Origin of the sequence: Ruegeria sp., from assembly GCF_028066395.1 — a bacterium.
Classification (GTDB): Bacteria; Pseudomonadota; Alphaproteobacteria; order Rhodobacterales; family Rhodobacteraceae; genus Ruegeria.
The window spans coordinates 1-20,304 of the sequence record NZ_JALCBM010000031.1 but is presented as its reverse complement, the minus strand read 5'-3'; the positions used below and the strand labels follow the sequence as shown (position 1 = coordinate 20,304).

Annotated in this window: 14 protein-coding genes, 1 tRNA gene and 1 pseudogene; 11 read left to right on the top strand and 5 right to left on the bottom strand. The window is 60.7% G+C overall.

The window, feature by feature from the left end; translation table 11 throughout:
• A pseudogene (locus MPJ51_RS11395) lies at positions 1-191 on the top strand (Zn-dependent hydrolase); the annotation flags it as partial.
• Between the two features lie 217 nt (positions 192-408).
• Here MPJ51_RS11395 and MPJ51_RS11390 read toward each other — a convergent pair.
• From MPJ51_RS11390 to miaA, 5 genes are all read right to left on the bottom strand, one after another.
• Positions 409-2,496 (bottom strand): ABC transporter ATP-binding protein, encoded by a 2,088-nt coding sequence (locus tag MPJ51_RS11390; protein ID WP_298386362.1) that lies wholly within the window; start codon positions 2,494-2,496, stop codon positions 409-411.
• Between the two features lie 92 nt (positions 2,497-2,588).
• Positions 2,589-4,052 carry an ABC transporter permease gene (locus tag MPJ51_RS11385; RefSeq protein ID WP_298386360.1) on the bottom strand — a complete coding sequence of 488 codons (1,464 nt, stop codon included), beginning with the start codon at positions 4,050-4,052 and terminating at the stop codon, positions 2,589-2,591.
• Between the two features lie 13 nt (positions 4,053-4,065).
• Positions 4,066-5,112 carry an ABC transporter permease gene (locus MPJ51_RS11380; protein ID WP_298386358.1) on the bottom strand — a complete coding sequence of 349 codons (1,047 nt, stop codon included), beginning with the start codon at positions 5,110-5,112 and terminating at the stop codon, positions 4,066-4,068.
• 138 nt (positions 5,113-5,250) lie between these two features.
• Positions 5,251-6,921: an ABC transporter substrate-binding protein gene (locus tag MPJ51_RS11375; protein WP_298386356.1), complete on the bottom strand. Its 1,671-nt coding sequence runs from the start codon at positions 6,919-6,921 to the stop codon at positions 5,251-5,253.
• A gap of 351 nt (positions 6,922-7,272) precedes the next feature.
• Positions 7,273-8,166, bottom strand: coding sequence for a tRNA (adenosine(37)-N6)-dimethylallyltransferase MiaA (gene miaA, locus MPJ51_RS11370; protein ID WP_298386353.1), 894 nt, complete (start codon positions 8,164-8,166; stop codon positions 7,273-7,275).
• Positions 8,167-8,263: 97 nt separating this feature from the next.
• Between miaA and pyrH the strand changes: the two genes are divergently transcribed.
• The 10 genes from pyrH (at position 8,264) to MPJ51_RS11320 (ending at position 20,304) form a co-directional block, all read left to right on the top strand.
• A complete protein-coding gene (pyrH, locus tag MPJ51_RS11365) occupies positions 8,264-9,016 on the top strand; it encodes a UMP kinase (RefSeq protein ID WP_298386350.1) in 753 nt (250 codons plus the stop codon).
• A 220-nt stretch (positions 9,017-9,236) separates the two neighbouring features.
• The gene (locus tag MPJ51_RS11360; protein ID WP_298386347.1) at positions 9,237-10,826 is read left to right on the top strand and encodes a BCCT family transporter; all 1,590 of its coding nucleotides are present in this window, start codon (positions 9,237-9,239) and stop codon (positions 10,824-10,826) included.
• 167 nt (positions 10,827-10,993) lie between these two features.
• The gene (locus MPJ51_RS11355) at positions 10,994-12,220 is read left to right on the top strand and encodes an aminotransferase class V-fold PLP-dependent enzyme (protein WP_298386344.1); all 1,227 of its coding nucleotides are present in this window, start codon (positions 10,994-10,996) and stop codon (positions 12,218-12,220) included.
• 48 nt (positions 12,221-12,268) lie between these two features.
• A complete protein-coding gene (locus tag MPJ51_RS11350; RefSeq protein WP_298386341.1) occupies positions 12,269-13,687 on the top strand; it encodes a deoxyribodipyrimidine photo-lyase in 1,419 nt (472 codons plus the stop codon).
• Between the two features lie 61 nt (positions 13,688-13,748).
• Positions 13,749-14,957 carry a cyclopropane-fatty-acyl-phospholipid synthase family protein gene (locus MPJ51_RS11345; RefSeq protein WP_298386339.1) on the top strand — a complete coding sequence of 403 codons (1,209 nt, stop codon included), beginning with the start codon at positions 13,749-13,751 and terminating at the stop codon, positions 14,955-14,957.
• 16 nt (positions 14,958-14,973) lie between these two features.
• Positions 14,974-15,414 (top strand): TrgA family protein, encoded by a 441-nt coding sequence (locus MPJ51_RS11340; RefSeq protein ID WP_298386336.1) that lies wholly within the window; start codon positions 14,974-14,976, stop codon positions 15,412-15,414.
• A 33-nt stretch (positions 15,415-15,447) separates the two neighbouring features.
• Positions 15,448-16,566 carry an NUDIX domain-containing protein gene (locus tag MPJ51_RS11335; RefSeq protein ID WP_298386334.1) on the top strand — a complete coding sequence of 373 codons (1,119 nt, stop codon included), beginning with the start codon at positions 15,448-15,450 and terminating at the stop codon, positions 16,564-16,566.
• Positions 16,567-16,632: 66 nt separating this feature from the next.
• Positions 16,633-17,667 carry a cysteine synthase A gene (locus MPJ51_RS11330; protein WP_298386331.1) on the top strand — a complete coding sequence of 345 codons (1,035 nt, stop codon included), beginning with the start codon at positions 16,633-16,635 and terminating at the stop codon, positions 17,665-17,667.
• Positions 17,667-20,081: a DUF3772 domain-containing protein gene (locus MPJ51_RS11325; RefSeq protein WP_298386328.1), complete on the top strand. Its 2,415-nt coding sequence runs from the start codon at positions 17,667-17,669 to the stop codon at positions 20,079-20,081. Before MPJ51_RS11330 ends, MPJ51_RS11325 begins: the two co-directional genes overlap by 1 nt.
• Before the next feature lie 133 nt (positions 20,082-20,214).
• Positions 20,215-20,304 (top strand) — tRNA-Ser (locus MPJ51_RS11320).

Genomic DNA, 20,304 nt, shown 5'->3' with positions numbered 1-20,304 from the left:
TCATCCCGACGCATTACCTGAACGAGGTCACATCCTACACCCTGACCACGCTGCAATCGGCGGATGAATGGGTGAAAGGGCAGGCCAGCTATACGATGCTCGACAACCCCAGCCTGAAGCTGGAAGCGGGCGAAGTTGCGGGCATGAATCAGGAATTCATGCATTTCGGCAATAACGTGATGACCGGCTGATAACCTCGTCTTGCGGTTCACGACGAACCGCAAGGCACCCTGACCCGGATGGCCGGTCAACACGCATCGGTCGAGGCTACCACTCATGTTCGGGCCATTGCGCCGTTTTTCACCTCTCCCCGCGGCGCAAATTGCGAAGGGCCGGTCGATTGACCGGCCCTTCTGACGTTAATGTAGGGCAGGGCGATCCGGGATGGTCCCGAACCGCCGCAGCGCCTTATTCGGCAGCGATTTTGATCACCGGTTCCATGCGGGCCAGAATGTCCTCGGCCAGATGGCATTTGACCTGATGGCCGCCTTCCAGCGTCTGAACCGGCGGCACATGAGATTCGCAACGCCCGTCCGGCACCTCGGATTTCCAACGGCAGCGCGTCTGGAACGGGCAGCCCGGCGGCGGGTTCATGGCCGAGGGGATGTCGCCCTCCAACACGATATGCTGCTTTTCGACCGAGGTATCGGCGATCGGAACCGCGCTCAGCAACGCTTCGGTATAGGGGTGGTAGGGCGGGGCAAAGACCTGATCGGTGGTGCCCAGTTCGACCACATGGCCCAGATACATCACCATCACCCGGTCGCTGAGATAGCGCACGATGGACAGGTCGTGGCTGATGAACAGCAGCGTGGTTTTCTGTTCCCGCTGGATCTCCATCAGCAGGTCGGTCACAGCGGCCTGCACCGACACATCCAGCGCCGAGACCGGCTCGTCCGCCACAACGATCCTCGCGTCGCCCGCAAAGGCGCGGGCAATCCCCACACGCTGTTTTTGTCCACCCGATAGCTGCCGTGGCATCCGGTCGGCAAAGGCACGGGGCAGTTTCACCAGATCCAGCAGCTCCAGCATGCGCTTCTTGCGGTCCGCCTCGGAATTCCCGACGCCAAAGATTTCCAGCGCCCGGATGATCTGACGGCCCACCGTCATAGACGGGTTCAGCGTGTCGAACGGGTTCTGGAACACCATCTGAACTTCGCCCACGGTCTTGGCGTCGCGTTCCTCGATGGGCACCGCCTCGATATTGCGATTATCCAGCAGAATCTGCCCGTCCGTGGCCGTCTCAAGCCCCATCAGAACCTTGGCGAAAGTGGACTTGCCGCAACCGGATTCGCCCACGATGGCCAGTGTCTCAGATTCATGCGCCTCGAAACTCAGCGTCTCATTGGCCTTGACCACCTTGGTCTCGCCGCCCCCGAACAGGGCATTCGCCGCCACCTCATAATATTTCTTGAGGTTGTCCATCTTCAGAACCGTCCGGCCAATCTCGGCCTTCTCTTTCTGCTCGGCCACGGTGATCGGCGCGTTCCAGTCAATCTCCTGGAATTTCAGACAGCGCGTGTGATGTCGGTCATTGCCGGGTACCGCCTCCATCATGATATCCTGCGCGTCACAGCGACCTTCCTCGAAATAGTCGCAGCGCGGGCCAAAGTTACACCCCGGCGGCCGTTCATGCGGCAGCGGGAAGTTCCCCGGAATCGCCACCAACGGGCGCGAGTTCTTGTCGGCCCCCGGCAGCGGGATCGAGCGGAACAGCGCCTGCGTATACGGGTGCTGCATCTCGTCGAACACATCCTTGATCGAGCCACGCTCGACCGCCTCGCCGGAATACATAACGCACAGCCGGTCGCAGGTTTCCAGAACCAGACCAAGGTTGTGGCTGATAAACAGCATCGAGGTGCCGTATTTCTTGCCCAGATCCTTGACCAGTTCGACCACGGCGGCCTCAACCGTCACGTCCAAGGCGGTCGTCGGCTCATCCAGAATCAACAGCGCCGGTTTCGACATCAGCGCCATGGCGATCACGATCCGCTGCTGCTGACCGCCCGACAACTGGTGCGGAAAGGAATTCAACATTCGCTCGGGGTCGGGCAGGCGCACATCGGTGACCACCTCCAGCGCGCGGGCATAAGCCTCTTCTGTGCTGACGCCTTCGTGGATCATCGGCACTTCCATCAGCTGCTTGCCGATCTTCATCGCCGGGTTCAGCGAGGCCATCGGCTCCTGATAGATCATCGCGATCTCATTGCCGCGAACGTCGCGCAGCTCATCGCTGGTCATCTCGGACAGATCACGGCCCTTGAACTTGATCGAGCCGCCAACGATGCGCCCGTTCTTGCCCAGATCCTGCATCACGCCCAGGGCAACGGTGGATTTGCCGCAACCGGACTCACCGACCAGCCCGACAGCCTCACCCGGCTGCACACTGACCGAGAAATCCATAACGGCGGGAATCTCCCGCAGACGGGTAAAGAAGGAAATCGACAGCTTGTCGATCTCCAGAATGGGCCCGTCATATTCCGCCAGTTTGTTCATCTTGTTATCTCCTCGCGAGAATCCGGGTTTCCCCTTCATCTGGCTAAAAATATCCCGGGGGTCCGGGGGCAGCGCCCCCGGCCTCGATCACATCAGTCCTTCAGACTTTCCTCACGCAGCCCGTCTGCCAACAGGTTCAGACCAAGAACCAGCGACAGCAGCGCCAGCGCGGGCGGCAGGGCAGGGTGCAGATAAATCGACAGAAGCTTGCGCCCCTCGTTGATCGTCGAACCCCAGTCCGGGCTTTCCGGCGGCAGGCCCAGCCCGAAGAAACCCAAGGTTCCCAGAAGGATGGTGGTATAGCCGATGCGCAGACAGAAATCGACGATCAGCGGCCCCCGTGCGTTGGGCAGGATTTCCCACAGCATGATGTACCAGGGACCTTCACCGCGGGTTTGCGCCGCAGCCACATAGTCGCGGGTTTTGATGTCCAAAGCCAGCCCGCGCACGATGCGGAACACCGTGGGCGAGTTCACGAAGACCACCGAGACAAAGACCACCAGGATACCGCCGGGGATATCGAACAGGTCCAGATAGGTAGGCAGGCCCCAAATCCGATAGGCGTCGGTATTGATGATGTAGCCCCCGGTCGAGATCAGCGACAGATACAGCCAGATCGCCACGCCCAGCACCCCGATCAACAGCGGCGTGCGGAATTTCGGGCGTGTATAATAGCGCGAGTTCAGCAGAACGCCGATGAACAGGATCGGGAAGACAAACAGCACGGCAGCCATATAGTTCGGCACACCGGTCGCCACGATCTCGGGCGTGACCAGCAGGTAGAACAGCAGGATCACCGGGAAGGCCAGGATCAGGTTTGCCAGGAAGGACAGGAAGGTGTCCAGACGACCGCCATAATACCCGGCGGGCAGGCCCAGCGTGATACCGACCATGAAGGCAAACAGTGTGGCCAGCGGTGCGATCTGCACCACGATCCACGCGCCTTTGACCATACGGCTGAAGACGTCGCGGGCCAGGTTGTCGCCGCCCAGCAGATACCAGGCATATTCACCATCTTCGACATTCGGCAACGGCGTGCCCGGCACCTTGTTCTTCATGCCCGAGACCTGCACCAGCGGGTCGTGGGTCACGATCAGGTCCAGCGCACCGAAGATGCCGGTAAAGACCCAGAACATCACAAGGCCAAAGCCGATCATGCCGATGGGGCTGTCAAACAGCTTGCCATACAGCCCCAGCCGCCGCTTGAAGGCGATGGACATGGCGTAAAGGATGATCAGCGACACCCATACCGGCAGAAACTGCTGGGATATGGCGCCGATGATCCCGGCGCCTGTGCCCAGAATGATACCCAGCACGATATAGGCCACCGAAATCGCGACGCTGGCCAGGAAACTGTAGCGCAGCGCCATCTGCACCGTGTTGCGCAACCCCGAACCCGAGGTGAGCGTTCCGTCCGGGTTCACCGTCATCGGTGTCTCGGGCAGGAAGATGCTGGTCAATATCCAGACCACGATGGACAAGATCATCAGCCCCAGCGCGATCATCAGAAGGGGGTTCAGAAAGGCGATAGAGCCAGTCCAGCTCAGAGGTTCCATGTTCTGTCCTCCCTTATGAAATACGGATACGTGGGTTCAGATAAACATAGCCGATATCCGAGATCAGCTGCGTTATCAGAACCACAAAGACCGACACGACCGAGATCGCCAGCAGCAACTGGATGTCGTTATTGCCCGCTGCCTGCACCAGCGCCCAACCGAAGCCCTTGTAGTTGAACAGGGTCTCGACGATCACCACGCCGTTCAGCAGCCATGGGAACTGCAGCATGATGACGGTAAAGGGCGCGATCAGCGCGTTGCGCAGCGCGTGTTTCATGACGATATTCGAGAAGGACACCCCTTTCAGGCGCGCGGTGCGGATATACTGCGCCGTCATCACCTCGGTCATCGAGGCGCGGGTCATCCGGGCGATATAGCCCATCCCGTATAGCGCAATGGTCAGCACCGGCAGGAAGAAGTTCTCGAATGTCGGGTTGTCCATCGCCGAGGTCGCCGTGCCCTTGAACCATTTCAGGCCCACCGTGGACGAGGTGAAGATGGCGATGAAGATCACGCCCGATACATATTCCGGCGTCGCCGTGGTGATGATCGAGAAGGTCGAAAGCGAGCGGTCAAGGGCAGACCCTTCGCGCATCCCGGCCAGAACCCCGACGATCAGGGCGGTCGGGACCATCAGGACCAGAACCCAGAACATCAGATAACCGGTATTGCCCAGACGTTTGCCGACGATGCTGCCGACCTCGTCCTTGAAGACGGTGGAATAGCCCCAGTCGCCTTGCAAAACGCCGCAATAGTTGCGCGTGTCCTCGGGCGTTCCGCCGGGGCGCACACAGGTGCCCACGAACTGTCCATCGGCCAGCGTTTTGGTGAACCCGGGCGTCACGCCCAGCCATTGACCGTATTTGATCAATGTCGGCTGCAGATAACCGCGGTTGTCCAGCCAGGCCTCGACCTGTTCGTCGGACATCCGCTGGTTGCCCTGCGTCTTGGCCAGTTTTTCAAGGTTTGGATATAGGTTGGTCAGAAAGAAAACTACAAATGTCAGGCATAGCGCCGTCAGCAGCATCACTCCGAACCGTCTGAGGATGAATAGTCCCATGATGGCCCCTGTTGCTCAGGTATTCCGCAGATCACTGGACCATTATCTGGCCTCGAACAGCCCGGGTTACGCCGGGATGCCTGCGGCTGGAAAGGGCGCCCGCATCGGGGCGCCCAAAAGGTTTACGTCGGTTGCGGGTTACGCCGCCCAACCCCACTTGTAGTGGTGATGTTCGAAGGCAACGTGCATCTCGGTGCCCACCAGACCGTCTTTCATGTGACGGTAGAGCGAGCGCCAGTATGGCTGGATGGTCACGCCTTCTTCCTGGATCAGTGCCTCGCCGCGGGCGACGACTTCGCGGCGCTTGTCGGCATCAGCGATGGCCAGAGCTTCGGCCAGAATCTGGTCGAATTCTTCGTTCTCCCAACCAAATTCGTTCCAGGCTTCGCCCGACTTATAGGCCAGTGCCCAGATTTGGACACCCAGCGGACGCGGGTTCCAGTTGGTCGAGCTGAACGGATACTTCGCCCAGTCGTTCCAGAAGGTGTTGCCCGGCAGAACCGTCCGCTTGACCTTGATGCCCGCGTCACGCAGCTGCGCGGCCACGGCATCGGTGGTGTTGCGGCGCCAGTCGTCGTCGATCGACAGCAGCTCGTGCTCGTAATCGGCCATGCCGGCCTCTTCCATCAGCGCCATTGCAGCTGCCGCGTCCACTTTGCGCGGGGGCAGTTCGTAATAGTCGGGGTGGATCGGACCAACATGGTGGTTTTCCGCAGGCGAGCCGCGACCGCCATAGCCCAGTTCCAGACAGACGGAATTGTCGACTGCCATGGACAGCGCCTGACGCACGCGCTTGTCGGCGTAAGGCTTCTTGCCGTCAACTTCGGCCTGCTGGTTCGGGCGGACCACAATGGTCGCCATGGTGACAACTTCGGATTTCACATAGCCGAGGCCGTCCATCACGTCGATGAATTCACCGACCGATTCATACAGCATGTCGACTTCGTCCGATTCCATCGCAGCCAGCCAGGCCGAGGGATCGGTGCCATAGTCGATATACTCGACCCGGTCCAGCGCGGGGCGACCGAACACTTCTTCACCCCACCAGGTGTGGTCTTCGTTGCGCACCATGATGGCTTTGACGCCAACTTCCAGCTCCTGCATCAGGTAGGGGCCGGTGCCGACATTGTTCAGCAGGTCGGTTTCGCTGAACGACTTGTGCACGATCGCCGCCGGATAGTCCGACATGCCCGGGATCAGGGTGATGTCGGGGTTGGGCAGGTTCAACTGCACGGTGTGGGCGTCCACAACCTGAATGCTGCCTTCGATGGCCTGACCGGTTTCAGCATCGACCAGCGTGCCGAAACGGCCTGCCATCGAGTTGGTTTCCGAGCTCTTGTCGCACCAGCGCGCGATGTTAAAGGCCACGTCTTCGGCGGTGAAATCGTCGCCATTGTTCCATTTCACGCCCGGGCGAACCTTGAGCGTGTACTGGGTGGCGTCGTCGTTGATTTCCCAGCCTTCCAGCAGCATGCCGCGGAACGAGCCGTCCGAGTTGTACTCGACCAGATATTCCAGCGTGCCGCGGCTGAAGTTGGCGATCTGCGACCAGTCATAGGTACGCGGGTCTTTCAGCGCGCGCACTTCCTGCTGAACGCGGATTATACCGCCTTCTTTCTTGGCGTCCTCGCCTGCCGCCTTGGCGGGCGTGGGCAGACCGATCAGACCATAGGCGGCGGCTGCGGACAGACCGAAGCTGGTTGCACGGGTCAGAAACTCGCGGCGGCTCAGCTTGCCATCGCGGTATTCCTGCGCGTGCATCTCGGCCGCCCAATGGACCTGATCGTTGGTGGATTTCTGATTACTCATAGATGTCTCCCTGTGACACTAGGTTTTTTTGGTGTGATTTAGCGTTACGCGTCCCGGGCCGGGCCGGACGGTGTGATAACGGGTGTTCGTTTTTGGATTCTATACATCCCCATGCCGTTATTCGGCACAAGTTTTGCGCTAAGGTCAATGTGCGAAATCGTCATTAAAGGCACAAAAACGACATTCCCCGAGAAAGTCGATCTTGGAGTGTCTCAAGTTTTTGTGACGATGCATATCTGATGGCGCTCAGAAGGGGGCAGATGTCCTGCACGGTATTTTCGGGCAGAGACCCGGTGTCAAATCCCTGTCATATTTGGTTTTTCAAAAGGGCTTCATCGGCAAGCGCGGGTTTCACGTGGCTGCGTCGATTCGGGTCCAGGATTTCATCCGCGCCCGAAACCAGGTGCGTTGCCGTTTGGCGAATTGCCGGGTCGAGATCGTAGCCCGGTCCCGCGCCTGATCCAGCGTCATTTGCCCCTGCAAATAGGCCATCAATTCGGGCACGCCGATGGCTTTGCAGGCGGGCAGGGCGGGATCGTATTGATCGCGCATCGCGGCGACCTCATCCAGTGCGCCAAGGGTCAGCATCTGGTCGAAACGGCGGTTGATCCGGTCCTGCAGCCAGTCCTTGTCCACGTCAAAGACGAGGGGCACCGCGTTGCCGGGTGCCAGAATCGGCGGTGGCGTGTCGGCCTGCCAGTCGATCAGTGGGCGGCCCGTGGCGCGCTGCACCTCCCACGCGCGCTGCACGCGGGCGCGGTTTTGGGTGTCGATCCGCTGCAGCGTTTTGGCATCCACCCCGTCGATCAGCGCCGGTAGCGACATCTGATCCGCCTCAGCCCGTACGCCGGGCGGGGTCGCGGGTATGTCGGCCATGCCCTCGGTCAGTGCGGTGAAATACAGCCCCGTGCCGCCCACGATGATCGGGCGCGGGCCTGCGGTCAGCAGCGGCGTGACCTCGCGCAGCCAATGGCCGGTGGAATAGCTTTGATCGTAGGCCACATGCCCGTAAAGGCGATGCGGCGCGCGCGCCTCATCCGCCGCCGACGGACGGGCCGAGATGACGCGCCAGCAGTCATAGACCTGGCTGGCATCGGCATTGATGATGACACCACCCAGACGCTCGGCAATCTGCAGTGCCAGCTCGGATTTGCCCGATGCGGTTGGCCCCGCGATCAGCACCGGTTTGCCGTCCGGAATGTCGGGCAGGCGATCCCACAGCCGGGTCGCAGAGTCTTCGGCCATCAAGGTATGCCTTATTCCTGACCATCCGCATTGAACCTGCGGGGGTTTTGCTTCATTTTGCGCCGGAAAATAACCCCGTGCCAGCCCGGAGCGCAACATGAGCCTTTCCCCCACCACCGACACCGCCGAGACCCCGAAAACAAAGTATAGCCGCGTGATGCTGAAAATCTCAGGCGAGGCGCTGATGGGCGATCAGGGATTCGGGCTGCACCCGCCAACGGTCCAGCGCATCGCGCAAGAGGTCAAATCGGTCCATGATCTGGGGGTCGAGATCTGCATGGTTATCGGTGGCGGCAATATCTTTCGCGGCCTCAGTGGCTCGGCCCAGGGGATGGAACGCACGACCGCGGACTATATGGGCATGCTGGCCACGGTGATGAACGCGCTGGGAATGCAGTCGGCGCTGGAAGAGATCGGGGTGTTCACCCGTGTGATCTCGGCCATTCGCATGGATGAGGTGTGCGAGCCCTATATTCGCCGCCGCGCCGTGCGCCACCTTGAGAAAAAGCGGGTCTGCATCTTCGCCGCCGGAACCGGCAACCCCTATTTCACAACCGACACTGCCGCGACCCTGCGCGCCAATGAAATGGCGTGTGAGGCGATCTTTATGGGCAAGAACGGCGTCGACGGGGTTTACGATAAGGACCCCAAGACCAATCCCGATGCGGTGCGCTATGACACGGTCAGCTATGACGACGTGCTGGCCAAGCGGCTGCGGGTCATGGATGCCTCGGCCATCGCGCTGGCGCGGGACAACAACCTGCCGCTGATCGTCTTTGGTCTGGATGAGCCCGGCGGTTTCCGTGGCATTCTGGCGGGTGAGGGGACCTATACCAAGGTTCAGGGCTGACACTGACCATTGCCGAATCGCGGGGCCTCAAAGGCCCCCAATTGGGCCTCACTTTCAAGACAGCGTCGCAAACAGGGCGCTGTTTTGTCGTTTTCCGGGTTGCATAATCGACCCGAAAAAGACAGCGAATGTCGTTTTCAATCAGCGGACAGTCTTTTTCCCCAAGCCGGAATTTCCTGCTTTCCCCGATGAGGGGCGCATTGGAAATGGGAGAGAAAACATGTCCGACAACACGGATACCGACTATGAGGTCGGTCAGGACAATGTTCAGATTTTCGGTCTGGACGTCCACAATCCGGTCTTCGCCGTCTCGGGCCTGACCGTCGTCGCTTTCGTCTTTTTTTCGCTGGTGTTTCGCGAACAATCGACCGAGTTCTTCGGCTGGCTGCGCCCGACCCTGACCAGCAATTTCGACTGGGTCTTCATGATCGCGGCGAACATCTTTGTGGTGTTCTCGCTGCTGCTGATCGTCACGCCCTATGGCTCGATCCGGCTGGGCGGTGATGGTGCCAAGCCCGATTACAGCTATGCAGGCTGGTTCGCGATGCTGTTTGCCGCAGGCATGGGCATCGGTCTGGTGTTCTGGGGCGTGGCCGAGCCGATCTCGCATTACGGCTCGTCCCTGGGCGGCGTGGCCGTGGGCGAGGATGGCGTGCGTACCGACTGGGCGCCGCTGGGGGCCGGTCTTGAGGACCCCGAAGCCGCGCGCAAGCTGGCGATGGCCGCGACCATCTTCCACTGGGGCATGCACCCCTGGGCGGTGTATGCAGTGGTGGCGCTGGCGCTGGCCTTCTTCAGCTTTAACCGGGGTCTGCCGCTGACCATGCGATCAGTCTTTTACCCGCTGTTTGGTGAGGCGACATGGGGTCCGCTGGGCCACGTCATCGATGTGCTGGCGGTGTTTGCCACGATCTTCGGTCTGGCGACTTCGCTGGGACTGGGCGCGACGCAGGCGCTGGCGGGGCTGAATTATCTGTTTGGCGTGCCGATTTCGGACGGGATGAAAGTGCTTCTGATCGGCCTGATCACCGTCTTTGCGCTGATCTCGGTCGTGGCCGGGCTGGATAAGGGCGTCAAGCGCCTGTCCGAGGCGAACATGATCCTCGCCGCCGCGCTGCTGCTGCTGGTTCTGATCGTGGGCCCGACGCTGGCGATCCTGACTGGGTTCTTCGACAGCATGATCGAATACGTCATCGCGCTGCCCGCCCTGTCGAACTGGGTCGGGCGTGAGGACACCAACTTCATGCAGGGCTGGACCACCTTCTACTGGGCCTGGTGGATTTCCTGGTCGCCCTTTGTTGGCATGTTCATCGCCCGCATCTCGCGCGGACGTACCGTGCGTGAATTCGTCACCTGCGTCATCCTGATCCCGACCGTTGTCGGCGCCCTGTGGATGAGCGTCTTTGGCGGAGCCGCGTTGGATCAGGTCATGTCCGGTTCGGGTCAGGCCCTGTCGGATGCCGCGCTGGAACTGAAGATGTTCACCATGTTCGAGCAATTCCCGATGACCTCGCTGCTGTCCTTTGTCGGCATCATTCTGGTGGTTGTGTTCTTTGTCACCAGCTCGGACTCCGGCTCGCTGGTGATCGACACGATCACCGCAGGCGGCAAGACCGATGCCCCGACCGCGCAGCGTGTGTTCTGGTGCGTGCTGGAAGGGGCTATTGCGATCGTGCTGTTGCTGGGTGGCGGTCTTGGGGCGCTGCAGGCGGCGGCCATTGCCACCGGCTTCCCCTTTGCCATCGTTCTTGTGCTGATGTGCGTGTCGCTGTTCATCGGGCTGGCCAATGAAAAGCGCCGCCGCAACTAAGCGCGTAACACATTGAAAACATGAAAGGGCCTCGGGGTTTTCCCGGGGCCCTTTTTCGATGGTCTGTGGGTGACGAAACGTTGACCTCGACCACGGCTTGACGGCGCGGGTCTTGCGCTGCTTACTGGCCGCGAAATCCCGACCCGAACGATAAGGAGACCGTGGTCATGAGCCCTCTGGACATCAATTTTGTGCGGTCCCAGTTTCCAGCCTTTGCCGAACCCGGCCTGCAGGGGCAGGCGTTTTTCGAAAACGCCGGTGGCTCTTACACCTGCAAGCCGGTGATCGACCGCCTGTTCCGCTTCTACACACAGCGCAAGGTGCAGCCCTATGCGCCTTATGAGGTCAGCCGACTGGGTGGCGAAGAGATGGATGAGGCCCGTGCCCGCATGGCTGCGATCCTTGGGGTGGATACGGATGAATTCAGCTTTGGCCCCTCGACCACGCAGAACACCTATGTTCTGGCGCAGGCGTTCCGGCAGTGGATGCAGCCGGGCGATGCCATCGTGGTGACCAATCAGGATCACGAGGCCAATTCCGGCCCCTGGCGGCGCCTGGCCGAGGACGGGATCGAGATCCGCGAATGGCAGATCGACCCGGATACCGGCAGCCTGAACCCGCAGGATCTGGAAAACCTGCTGGATGAACGGGTGCGGCTGGTCTGTTTCCCCCATTGCTCGAACGTGGTGGGTGAGATCAATCCGGTCACGCAGATCACCGCGATTGCCCATGCTGCCGGGGCATTTGTCTGTGTCGATGGCGTCTCTTACGCGCCGCACGGGTTTCCCAACGTGGGCGATCTGGGGCCGGATATCTATCTGTTCTCGGCCTACAAGACCTATGGCCCGCATCAGGGCTGCATGGTGATCCGTCGCAGTCTGGGGCAGTTGCTGCCCAATCAGGCGCATTATTTCAACGCGGGTGATCTGTACAAACGCTTCACCCCGGCCGGTCCCGACCATGCGCAGGTGGCGGCCTGCGCCGGTATGGCCGATTACATCGATCTGCTGAGCGACCATCACGGCGGCCCGACCGACAGCGCCGCTGCGCGTGGGGCCTTTGCCCATGATCTGATGCGCGGGCATGAGGTCACCTTGCTGCAACCGCTGCTGGACGCGGTCAAGGATCGCAACGCGGTGCGGCTGATCGGCCCGTCGGATGCCAGCAAACGCGCACCGACCGTGGCGCTGGCGGTGAACCGCCCGGCAGAACCGGTCGCGGCGGAACTGGCAAAACATGGCATCATGGCCGGGGGCGGCGACTTTTACGCCGTGCGCGCGCTGCAGGCGGTGGGGGTTGATCCGGATGTGGGCGTGTTGCGGGTCAGCTTTACCCACTATACCTCTCAACAGGAAATTGATCAGCTGTTAGAGGCGCTTGACCGCGTTTTGTGATCCAGTTTTCACCCTGTCGCGTATTCAAGGAAAACAGGCAGGGTGACAATGGCTGACGGGCTACCTCCGATCATTTTATGGTTCCGGCGCGATCTGCGTCTGGCTGACCATCCGGCGTTGGATGCGGCGGTCCGGGCCGGCCGTCCGGTGCTGCCGGTCTTTATTCTGGATGATCAGGTGCAGGGGCTGGGCGCGGCCCCGAAGTGGCGTCTGGGGCTGGGATTGGAAACCTTCGACCGGACCCTGCGCGCGCAAGGCAGTCGGCTGATCCTGCGACAGGGCGCACCTTTGTCCGTGCTGCGTGATCTGATCGCCGAAACCGGCGCGCGCGCTGTCTACTGGTCCCGCGCCTATGATCCGGCGGGGATTGAGCGGGACACTCAGGTCAAGGCCGCCCTGACCGGGCAGGGGGTGCAGGCGCGATCCTTCCCCGGGCATCTGCTGTTTGAACCGTGGGACGTGACAACGAAGACCGGCCAACCGTTTCGTGTCTTCACCCCGATGTGGCGCGCGGTGCAGGGACGTGATGTTCCGGCCCCTGCGTCCGCTCCCGCTACAATCCCAGCGCCGCCAGACTGGCCGTTGTCCGAGACTTTGGCGTCATGGAAACTCGACCGTGACATGCAGCGGGGCGCGACGATCCTGCGTCCCTTTGTTAAGGCCGGAGAGGCGGCGGCACAGGATCGACTGGACCAATTTCTGCATCGCGTCGACCAATATGAGACGGGGCGGGATATGTTGTCCGAGGACGCGACCTCGGATCTGTCGGAATATCTGTCACTGGGTGAGATCGGCCCACGCACGATCTGGCATCTCGCACAAGAGGCACCGGGGGCCGAACCCTATCTGCGCCAACTGGCGTGGCGCGAGTTCGCCTATCAATTGATGTATAACTGGCCTCATCTCCTGACCGACAATTGGAAGCAGGATTGGGACAATTTCCCGTGGCAAACTGACCCCAACGGCGCGCATGTGACGGCTTGGCGGCAGGCACGGACCGGGGTGCCTCTGGTCGATGCGGGGTTGCGGCAAATGTATGTGACCGGGCGCATGCACAATCGTGCGCGCATGGTCGTGGCCAGCTATCTGACCAAACATTTGATGACCCATTGGCGTATCGGTATGGAATGGTTCGCCGATTGCCTGACCGACTGGGACCCGGCGGCCAATGCGATGGGCTGGCAATGGGTGGCAGGCTCTGGCCCCGATGCGGCCTCGTTCTTTCGCATCTTCAACCCCGAGAGCCAAAGGCAGAAGTTTGACCCGCAATCGACCTATCTGCAGCGCTGGATCGCCGAAGATCAGCGCGACCCGCCCGAGACGGCGCTGGCCTATTTCGACGCCATCCCCCGATCATGGGCGATGCGCCCCACGGATGCTTACCCCCGGCCCATCGTTGATCTAAGCGATGGTCGCAAACGGGCGCTGGCGTCGTATGAAACCGTAAAAACACCAGTAAGGAACTGAAAACTTGCCAGAAACAAAATCCCGTCATAGCCTGACGGCACGATCGCGGAGGGGAGGCCGGATGGTTCTAACAACCACAGACGGGCAGGAGAATCTGCCGAGATATTTCGCTCAGGTATTCAAGATGCTGACCCGGATGAGTATGGGGCGGCTGGACATCGCCTTGCCCGATGGACGGGTGTTTCGGGCCGAGGCGCCGAAACCGGGCCCCATCGCGCGGGTGGACATTCACGATCCCGACGTCTTTGCCCGGCTGATCCGCGAAGGCGAGCTGGGTTTCTCCGACGGCTATCTGGAAGGGGATTGGAGCACCCCCGACCTGCGCGCCTTTATGGATCTGGTGCATCTGGGCACTGAAACCGTCTATGACGATTTCACCGGCAAGTTTCTGGTGCGCGCCTATGAACGGCTGCGGTTCTGGCTGCATCGCAACCACCGGTCGCAGGCGAAAAAGAACATCTCGTACCATTATGATCTGGGCAATGAGTTCTACGGGCTGTGGCTGGACGACACCATGACCTATTCCAGCGCCATTTTTGAGACCGGGCAGGAAAGTCTGGAAAAGGCGCAGACCGCGAAATATGCCAGTCTGGTGGATGAAATGGGCGCACAGCCCGGTGACCACATTCTGGAAATCGGCTGCGGCTGGGGCGGCTTCGCGGAATATGCCGCGAAAGAGCGTGGCTTGCGGGTCACAGGGCTGACGATCAGTCAGGAACAGTTGAAGTTCGCACAGGAACGTATTGAAAAAGCTGGTCTTTCTGATCTGGTCGAGTTCAAGCTTCAGGATTACCGGGATGAGCGCGGGCAATATGACGGCATCGCCTCGATCGAGATGTTCGAGGCGGTTGGACAGAAATATTGGCCCGTGTTCTTTGACACGGTCCGGGACCGTCTGAAACCGGGGGCGCAAGCCACGTTGCAGATCATCACCGTGGCCGATCATCGCTGGGATATCTACAAGAACGGCGTTGATTTCATTCAGAAATATATCTTTCCGGGGGGTATGCTACCCGCGCCTTCGGTGCTGCGGGATCATATAACGCAATCCGGCCTGGATGTGGTTCGGTCCAAGGAATTCGGCAAAAGCTACGATCTGACCCTGTGCCGCTGGTACGAGACCTTCAACGAAAAATGGGATCAGATCGCCGAAATGGGCTTTGATGAGCGTTTCCGCCGCATGTGGAATTATTATTTGACCGCCTGCGGTGCAGCCTTTGACACGGGCAATTGCGATGTGACACAGATCACAATAGCAAAACCGAGTTAACGGACGGACCCGTCACATGCCAACTGCCACCCGACTTGTTGCCGCCTTTTGCCTGCTGGTGGTGGCCTTCATCGTGTCGAGCATGATCATCGCCAATGGTGAAGAGGGCAAATCCTATGGCTATTTCACCTATGTGAACATGATCATAGGCGTTGTCTGTGGCTGGAAGATCATGGGCAAACGCGCGGGTCGCGGCTGGACCGCGGCCCTGAACAACGGGCTGACCGGCATGGCGTCGCTGGTGTTCTGGGGCCTGTTCGTGCAGGGCACGTATGAGATGTTCCGCCAGGCCATGCGCAACCGCTTTGGCGGCCCGTTCGATGCCCTGTCGGCGGTCTTCACGCTGAGTGTCGAGTTTGCCCAGCAACTGCTGGTGCCGGAAATCCTGTGGACGCTGGCCATCGGGGCTGTTGTGGCCGGGCTGGCCTCGGAAGAAGCCTGGCGCCGCTGGCGCTAACGCGCCTCAGTCCAAATTACGAAAGTCAAAGCTTTGCCTGATCTGTTTTTCTACGGAACGTTGCAACATGTTCCCCTGCTGGAGCTTGTGCTGGGGCGCAAAGCCGAAGATTTGCAGCTGTCCCGGGTCGAACTGGCCGATCATTCCGTATACGCGGTTCAGGATCAGATATTCCCGATGATCCAGGCCGAACCCGGCGGTACGGCGCATGGCCTTCTTGCGCAGGGGTTAAGCGACAATGACGTCGCGCGGCTGGCGTTTTACGAAGGTGGCTTTGAATACGATCTGCAGCGCCGGACAGTCACCCGGGCCGATGGAACAACCGCAACGGCGCAGGTGTTTTTTCCTGCACCCGGCACATGGCAACCCGGCGGGCCGTGGTCCTTGGGCGATTGGGTCGACAATTGGGGTCCGGTCACGCTGTTGGCTGCCGAGGAAGAAATGGCCTATTTCGGCCGGGTCGAGGCCGCGACCATCGCGCGCTATGCCCCGGCGACGCTGATGCGGGCATGGGCCAAACTGGCGGCACAGGCGCGCAAGACCGGCGATTCCCGTGATGTCGCCGAGGATGTCATCGTGCATCGGCGCAATCGGGCCTATTTCGACTATTTCGGTGTCGATGAGATCGAGCTGCAACACCGCAAATATGACGGAACCATGGGGCCGGTCCTGAAGCGCAGCGCCCTGATGCAGGGCAGTGCGGTGATCATCCTGCCTTACGATCCGCTGCGCGACTCTGTCCTGCTGGTGGAACAATTCCGGGCGCCGCCCTTTCTGATCGGCGACCCCGAGCCGTGGATATGGGAAACGGTGGCCGGAATGATCGACCCCGGCGAAACACCCGAACAGGCCGCTCATCGCGAATGTATGGAAGAGGCGGGGCTGACGCTCAATGCGTTGCATTATGCCGGTGGGGCCTATTCTTCGACCGGGTCCTCGACCGAGTTTGTGCATCTTTACATAGGCTTGGCTGATCTGACCGAAACCATCAGTGGCGGTGGGCTGGACACGGAGGGCGAGGATATCCGCAGCCGGATTCTGCCCTTTGACACGTTCAAGCAGATGCTGGACAGCCATGGTTTCAAGAATCTGCAACTGCTGGCAGCGGCGCATTGGCTGATCCGGAACCGGGACAGGCTGCGCGGTTCATGATCCCCGCTTGTGGTTAAGGCGGGGCACCTGTAAATCTTCTGCGATACCAAATGACAAGAGGGCGCCATGCGCATTGCACGAGACCTGGCCGACGCAGTTGGCAAAACACCCCTGATCCGCCTGCGCCGCATCAGCGAGGAAACCGGGTGCGAAATCCTCGGCAAGGCCGAGTTCATGAACCCCGGCCAGTCGGTCAAAGACCGCGCCGCCCTGTATATCATCCAGGACGCCATCGCGCGCGGTGATCTGAAACCGGGTGGTACGATTGTCGAAGGTACGGCTGGAAACACCGGGATTGGTCTGGCGCTGGTCGGGGCCTCGATGGGGTTCAAGACGGTGATCGTGATCCCCGAAACCCAGTCGGAAGAGAAAAAGGATATGCTGCGGCTGGCGGGTGCGCAGCTGGTGCAGGTGCCTGCCGCGCCGTATCGCAACCCCAACAATTTCGTGCATTACTCGCGCCGTCTGGCCGAGGAACTGGCGCAGACCGAGCCCAACGGCGCGATCTGGGCCAACCAGTTCGACAATGTCGCCAACCGTCAGGCCCATGTGGAAACCACCGGGCCGGAAATCTGGGACCAGACCGGCGGCAAGGTGGATGGCTTTGTCAGCGCCGTGGGGTCGGGGGGCACTCTGGCCGGTGTGGCCGAGGTGTTGCAGCCCAAGGGCGTCAAGGTTGCCTTGGCCGATCCGATGGGGGCGGGCCTGTTTTCTTACTACACCACCGGTGAGATCGCGATGGAGGGTGGCTCGATCGCCGAAGGCATCGGACAGGTGCGGATCACCAAGAACCTCGAAGGGTTCACGCCCGATTTCACCTATCAGGTCACCGATAACGAGGCGCTGCCCTATATTTTTGACCTGCTGCGCGACGAGGGGCTGGTCATGGGCGGCTCGACCGCGATCAACATGGCGGGCGCGGTGCGTCTGGCCAAGGATCTGGGCCCGGGCCATACCATCGTGACCATCCTGTGCGACTTTGGCACCCGCTATCAGTCCAAACTGTTCAACCCCGAATTCCTGCGCGAAAAGGAACTGCCGGTGCCCGATTGGATGACCGAGGCCCCCCGCAGCATTCCCGGCGTGTTCGAGGACGTGTGATGCTGCGGCAGGTTCGCCTGTTCCTGACCCTTCTGACATTCTGCCTGTTCGGGCTGGGCGGGGCTGCCCATGCCCAGCTGAGCGATAGGCAGAGTGAGTATTATCAGGGCTGGCTGGATACGGCGAACCGCGCCGAGACGGTGATCGAGGTCAATCGGGCCTCGAATGCTGCACTTGAGAATTTGCGTTCGGAAATAAACGGTTATCGCGAAGATTTCAACAAGGCGCGTGGGGCCAATACCGAACGCATCCAGACGCTGGAAAACCAGATAAAGGCGCTGGGACCCAAGCCCGAGGATGCCAGTTCCGAACCCGAGGAACTGGCCACCCTGCGCGCGCATCTGGAAAGCCAGCTCAACAGCCTGCGGGTCCCGCGCATTGTCTCGGAAGAGGCATATACCCGCGCCAACGGGCTGATCAGCGAGATCGACCAGATTATCCGCGTACGACAAAAGAAAGAACTGCTGGAGCGCGGCCCGTCACCGCTCAACCCCGCCTATTGGGGTCCGGCCTGGGTGGATGTGACCGAAGGCGTCCGCAGTCTGGTCAATGAAACGGTGGAAAACCTGCGCACAGAGACGGTGCGGCAGCGGGTGCAGGACCGCAGCCTGGGAATACTGTTCCTGCTGGCTGTCTCGGCCGTTCTGCTGTTGTACGGGCGCCGGTGGTCCGAACGTGGCGGAGATTATCTGCGCCAGTTTGGAGGCAAGGGCAGCGGCGTCTGGACCTTTGTCATTTCGCTGTTCCGCATCATTCTGCCCTGGGCCGGGGTCTATGCGCTGGTGCAGGCGATTGTCCTGACCGGCGTTTTGGGGCTGCGCGGCACTTTGCTGATCCAGAACGTGCCGTATTGGGCAGCGATTGTACTTTATTTCGACTGGATCGGGCGGCAGATTTATCTGATCGGCGCGGCGCAGGATTTCAAACGCCTGTCCGCGCAGCGGATCACCGAACTGCGCATCTATATCGACCTGCTCGCGGGTATGCTGATCCTGCATGAACTGGCCATCCTGTTCGATGAGATCGAAAATGTCTCGGACGCGACCCGCGCTGTTCTGAGCTTTCCGGTGGTTCTGGCCACGGCGCTGTTGTTGCTGCGGGTCCGCCAGATCCGGAAGATGCCGCAAGAGGCCGACCCGTCCAACCCGCGACTGGCTGGGTTCAGCCAACTGGTCGAGTTCCTGCGCCGGGCGCTGTTCCTGCTGGGCCTTGCAACGCCGGTTCTGGCCGCGTTCGGTTACATCAACGCGGCCGAAGGTATCGTGTTCCCGGCCGTTAAGACGCTGGTGCTGATTGCGGCGCTGGTGATCGTGCAACGGTTCTTTGCATCGGTCTATGGCTGGATCACGGGGCAGGGCGATGCCGCGCGGGATTCACTGTTCTCCGTGCTGGTGGGTTTTGCCCTGGCGATCTGTTCGATCCCGATCCTCGCGATTTACTGGGGCGCGCGGGAAACCGATCTGCTTGAGGTCTGGACACGTCTGCTGCAGGGCTTTGACATTGGTGGGGTGACCGTTTCGCCCAGCAATTTCATGACCTTCGTGGCGATCTTTGTCATCGGCTACATGCTGACGCGGCTGTTGCAGGGCGGGCTGCGCAACTCGCTACTGCCCAAGACCAGCATGGACCCCGGCAGCCAGAACGCCATCGTGGCGGGCACCGGCTATGTTGGTGTGGTTCTGGCCGCGCTGGCGGCGATTATGGTGGCCGGATTTGATCTGTCCTCGCTGGCTATCGTTGCAGGCGCGCTGTCGGTCGGAATTGGCTTTGGGCTGCAGACCATTGTGTCGAATTTCGTCTCGGGCATCATCCTTCTGGTGGAACGTCCGATCTCCAAGGGGGACTGGATCGATGTGAACGGGATGATGGGCTATGTGCGCGATATCTCGGTACGCTCGACAAGGATCGAGACGTTCGACCGCAGCGACGTGATCGTTCCGAACTCGGACCTGATCAGCGGCGTGGTCACCAACTATACGCGCGGCAACACGATCGGGCGGCTGATCGTGCCGGTGGGCGTGGCCTATGGCACCGATACCCGTAAGGTCGAGACAATTTTGGGCGAGATTGCCAACGCGCATCCCATGGTGTTGGCCAACCCTGCGCCCAGCGTGGTGTTTCAAGGCTTTGGCGCAGATTCGCTGGATTTCGAAATCCGCGCGATTCTGCGGGATGTGAACTGGGTTCTGTCAGTCAAATCCGACATGAACCACGAGATCAACCGCCGCTTTGTCGAAGAAAACATCGAGATTCCGTTCGCCCAGCGCGATGTCTGGCTGCGCAATGCCGAGGTGTTGCGCGGCGAAGTGCCCGAGGCCACACCCGCCGCCGAGCCGGGCGAGACACGCAGGCAATCGGGGCCGGTTGAGCTGACTGAACCCGATCTGGACAATGGCGATGGGGACGAAATCTGATCCGGGCACATAACGCGCCTGAACCTGGGTAAACGGGGACGGAACAGCAGGTCAGAATTTCGTGGCTAAGGCCCCTTTTCCTTGTAATGGGGCCTTGCAAATCCACGCCTCATAGTCCAAACAACGCCGGCACGGAGAGGTGGCCGAGTGGTCGAAGGCGCACGCCTGGAAAGTGTGTAGGCGGGAAACCGTCTCCAGGGTTCGAATCCCTGTCTCTCCGCCA

Coding starts and splice junctions, on each gene's coding strand:
- MPJ51_RS11390 (WP_298386362.1), bottom strand. CDS start 2,496: ATGAACAAACTGGCGGAATATGACGGGCCCATTCTGGAGATCGACAAG.
- MPJ51_RS11385 (WP_298386360.1), bottom strand. CDS start 4,052: ATGGAACCTCTGAGCTGGACTGGCTCTATCGCCTTTCTGAACCCCCTT.
- MPJ51_RS11380 (WP_298386358.1), bottom strand. CDS start 5,112: ATGGGACTATTCATCCTCAGACGGTTCGGAGTGATGCTGCTGACGGCG.
- MPJ51_RS11375 (WP_298386356.1), bottom strand. CDS start 6,921: ATGAGTAATCAGAAATCCACCAACGATCAGGTCCATTGGGCGGCCGAG.
- miaA (WP_298386353.1), bottom strand. CDS start 8,166: ATGGCCGAAGACTCTGCGACCCGGCTGTGGGATCGCCTGCCCGACATT.
- pyrH (WP_298386350.1), top strand. CDS start 8,264: ATGAGCCTTTCCCCCACCACCGACACCGCCGAGACCCCGAAAACAAAG.
- MPJ51_RS11360 (WP_298386347.1), top strand. CDS start 9,237: ATGTCCGACAACACGGATACCGACTATGAGGTCGGTCAGGACAATGTT.
- MPJ51_RS11355 (WP_298386344.1), top strand. CDS start 10,994: ATGAGCCCTCTGGACATCAATTTTGTGCGGTCCCAGTTTCCAGCCTTT.
- MPJ51_RS11350 (WP_298386341.1), top strand. CDS start 12,269: ATGGCTGACGGGCTACCTCCGATCATTTTATGGTTCCGGCGCGATCTG.
- MPJ51_RS11345 (WP_298386339.1), top strand. CDS start 13,749: ATGGTTCTAACAACCACAGACGGGCAGGAGAATCTGCCGAGATATTTC.
- MPJ51_RS11340 (WP_298386336.1), top strand. CDS start 14,974: ATGCCAACTGCCACCCGACTTGTTGCCGCCTTTTGCCTGCTGGTGGTG.
- MPJ51_RS11330 (WP_298386331.1), top strand. CDS start 16,633: ATGCGCATTGCACGAGACCTGGCCGACGCAGTTGGCAAAACACCCCTG.
- MPJ51_RS11325 (WP_298386328.1), top strand. CDS start 17,667: ATGCTGCGGCAGGTTCGCCTGTTCCTGACCCTTCTGACATTCTGCCTG.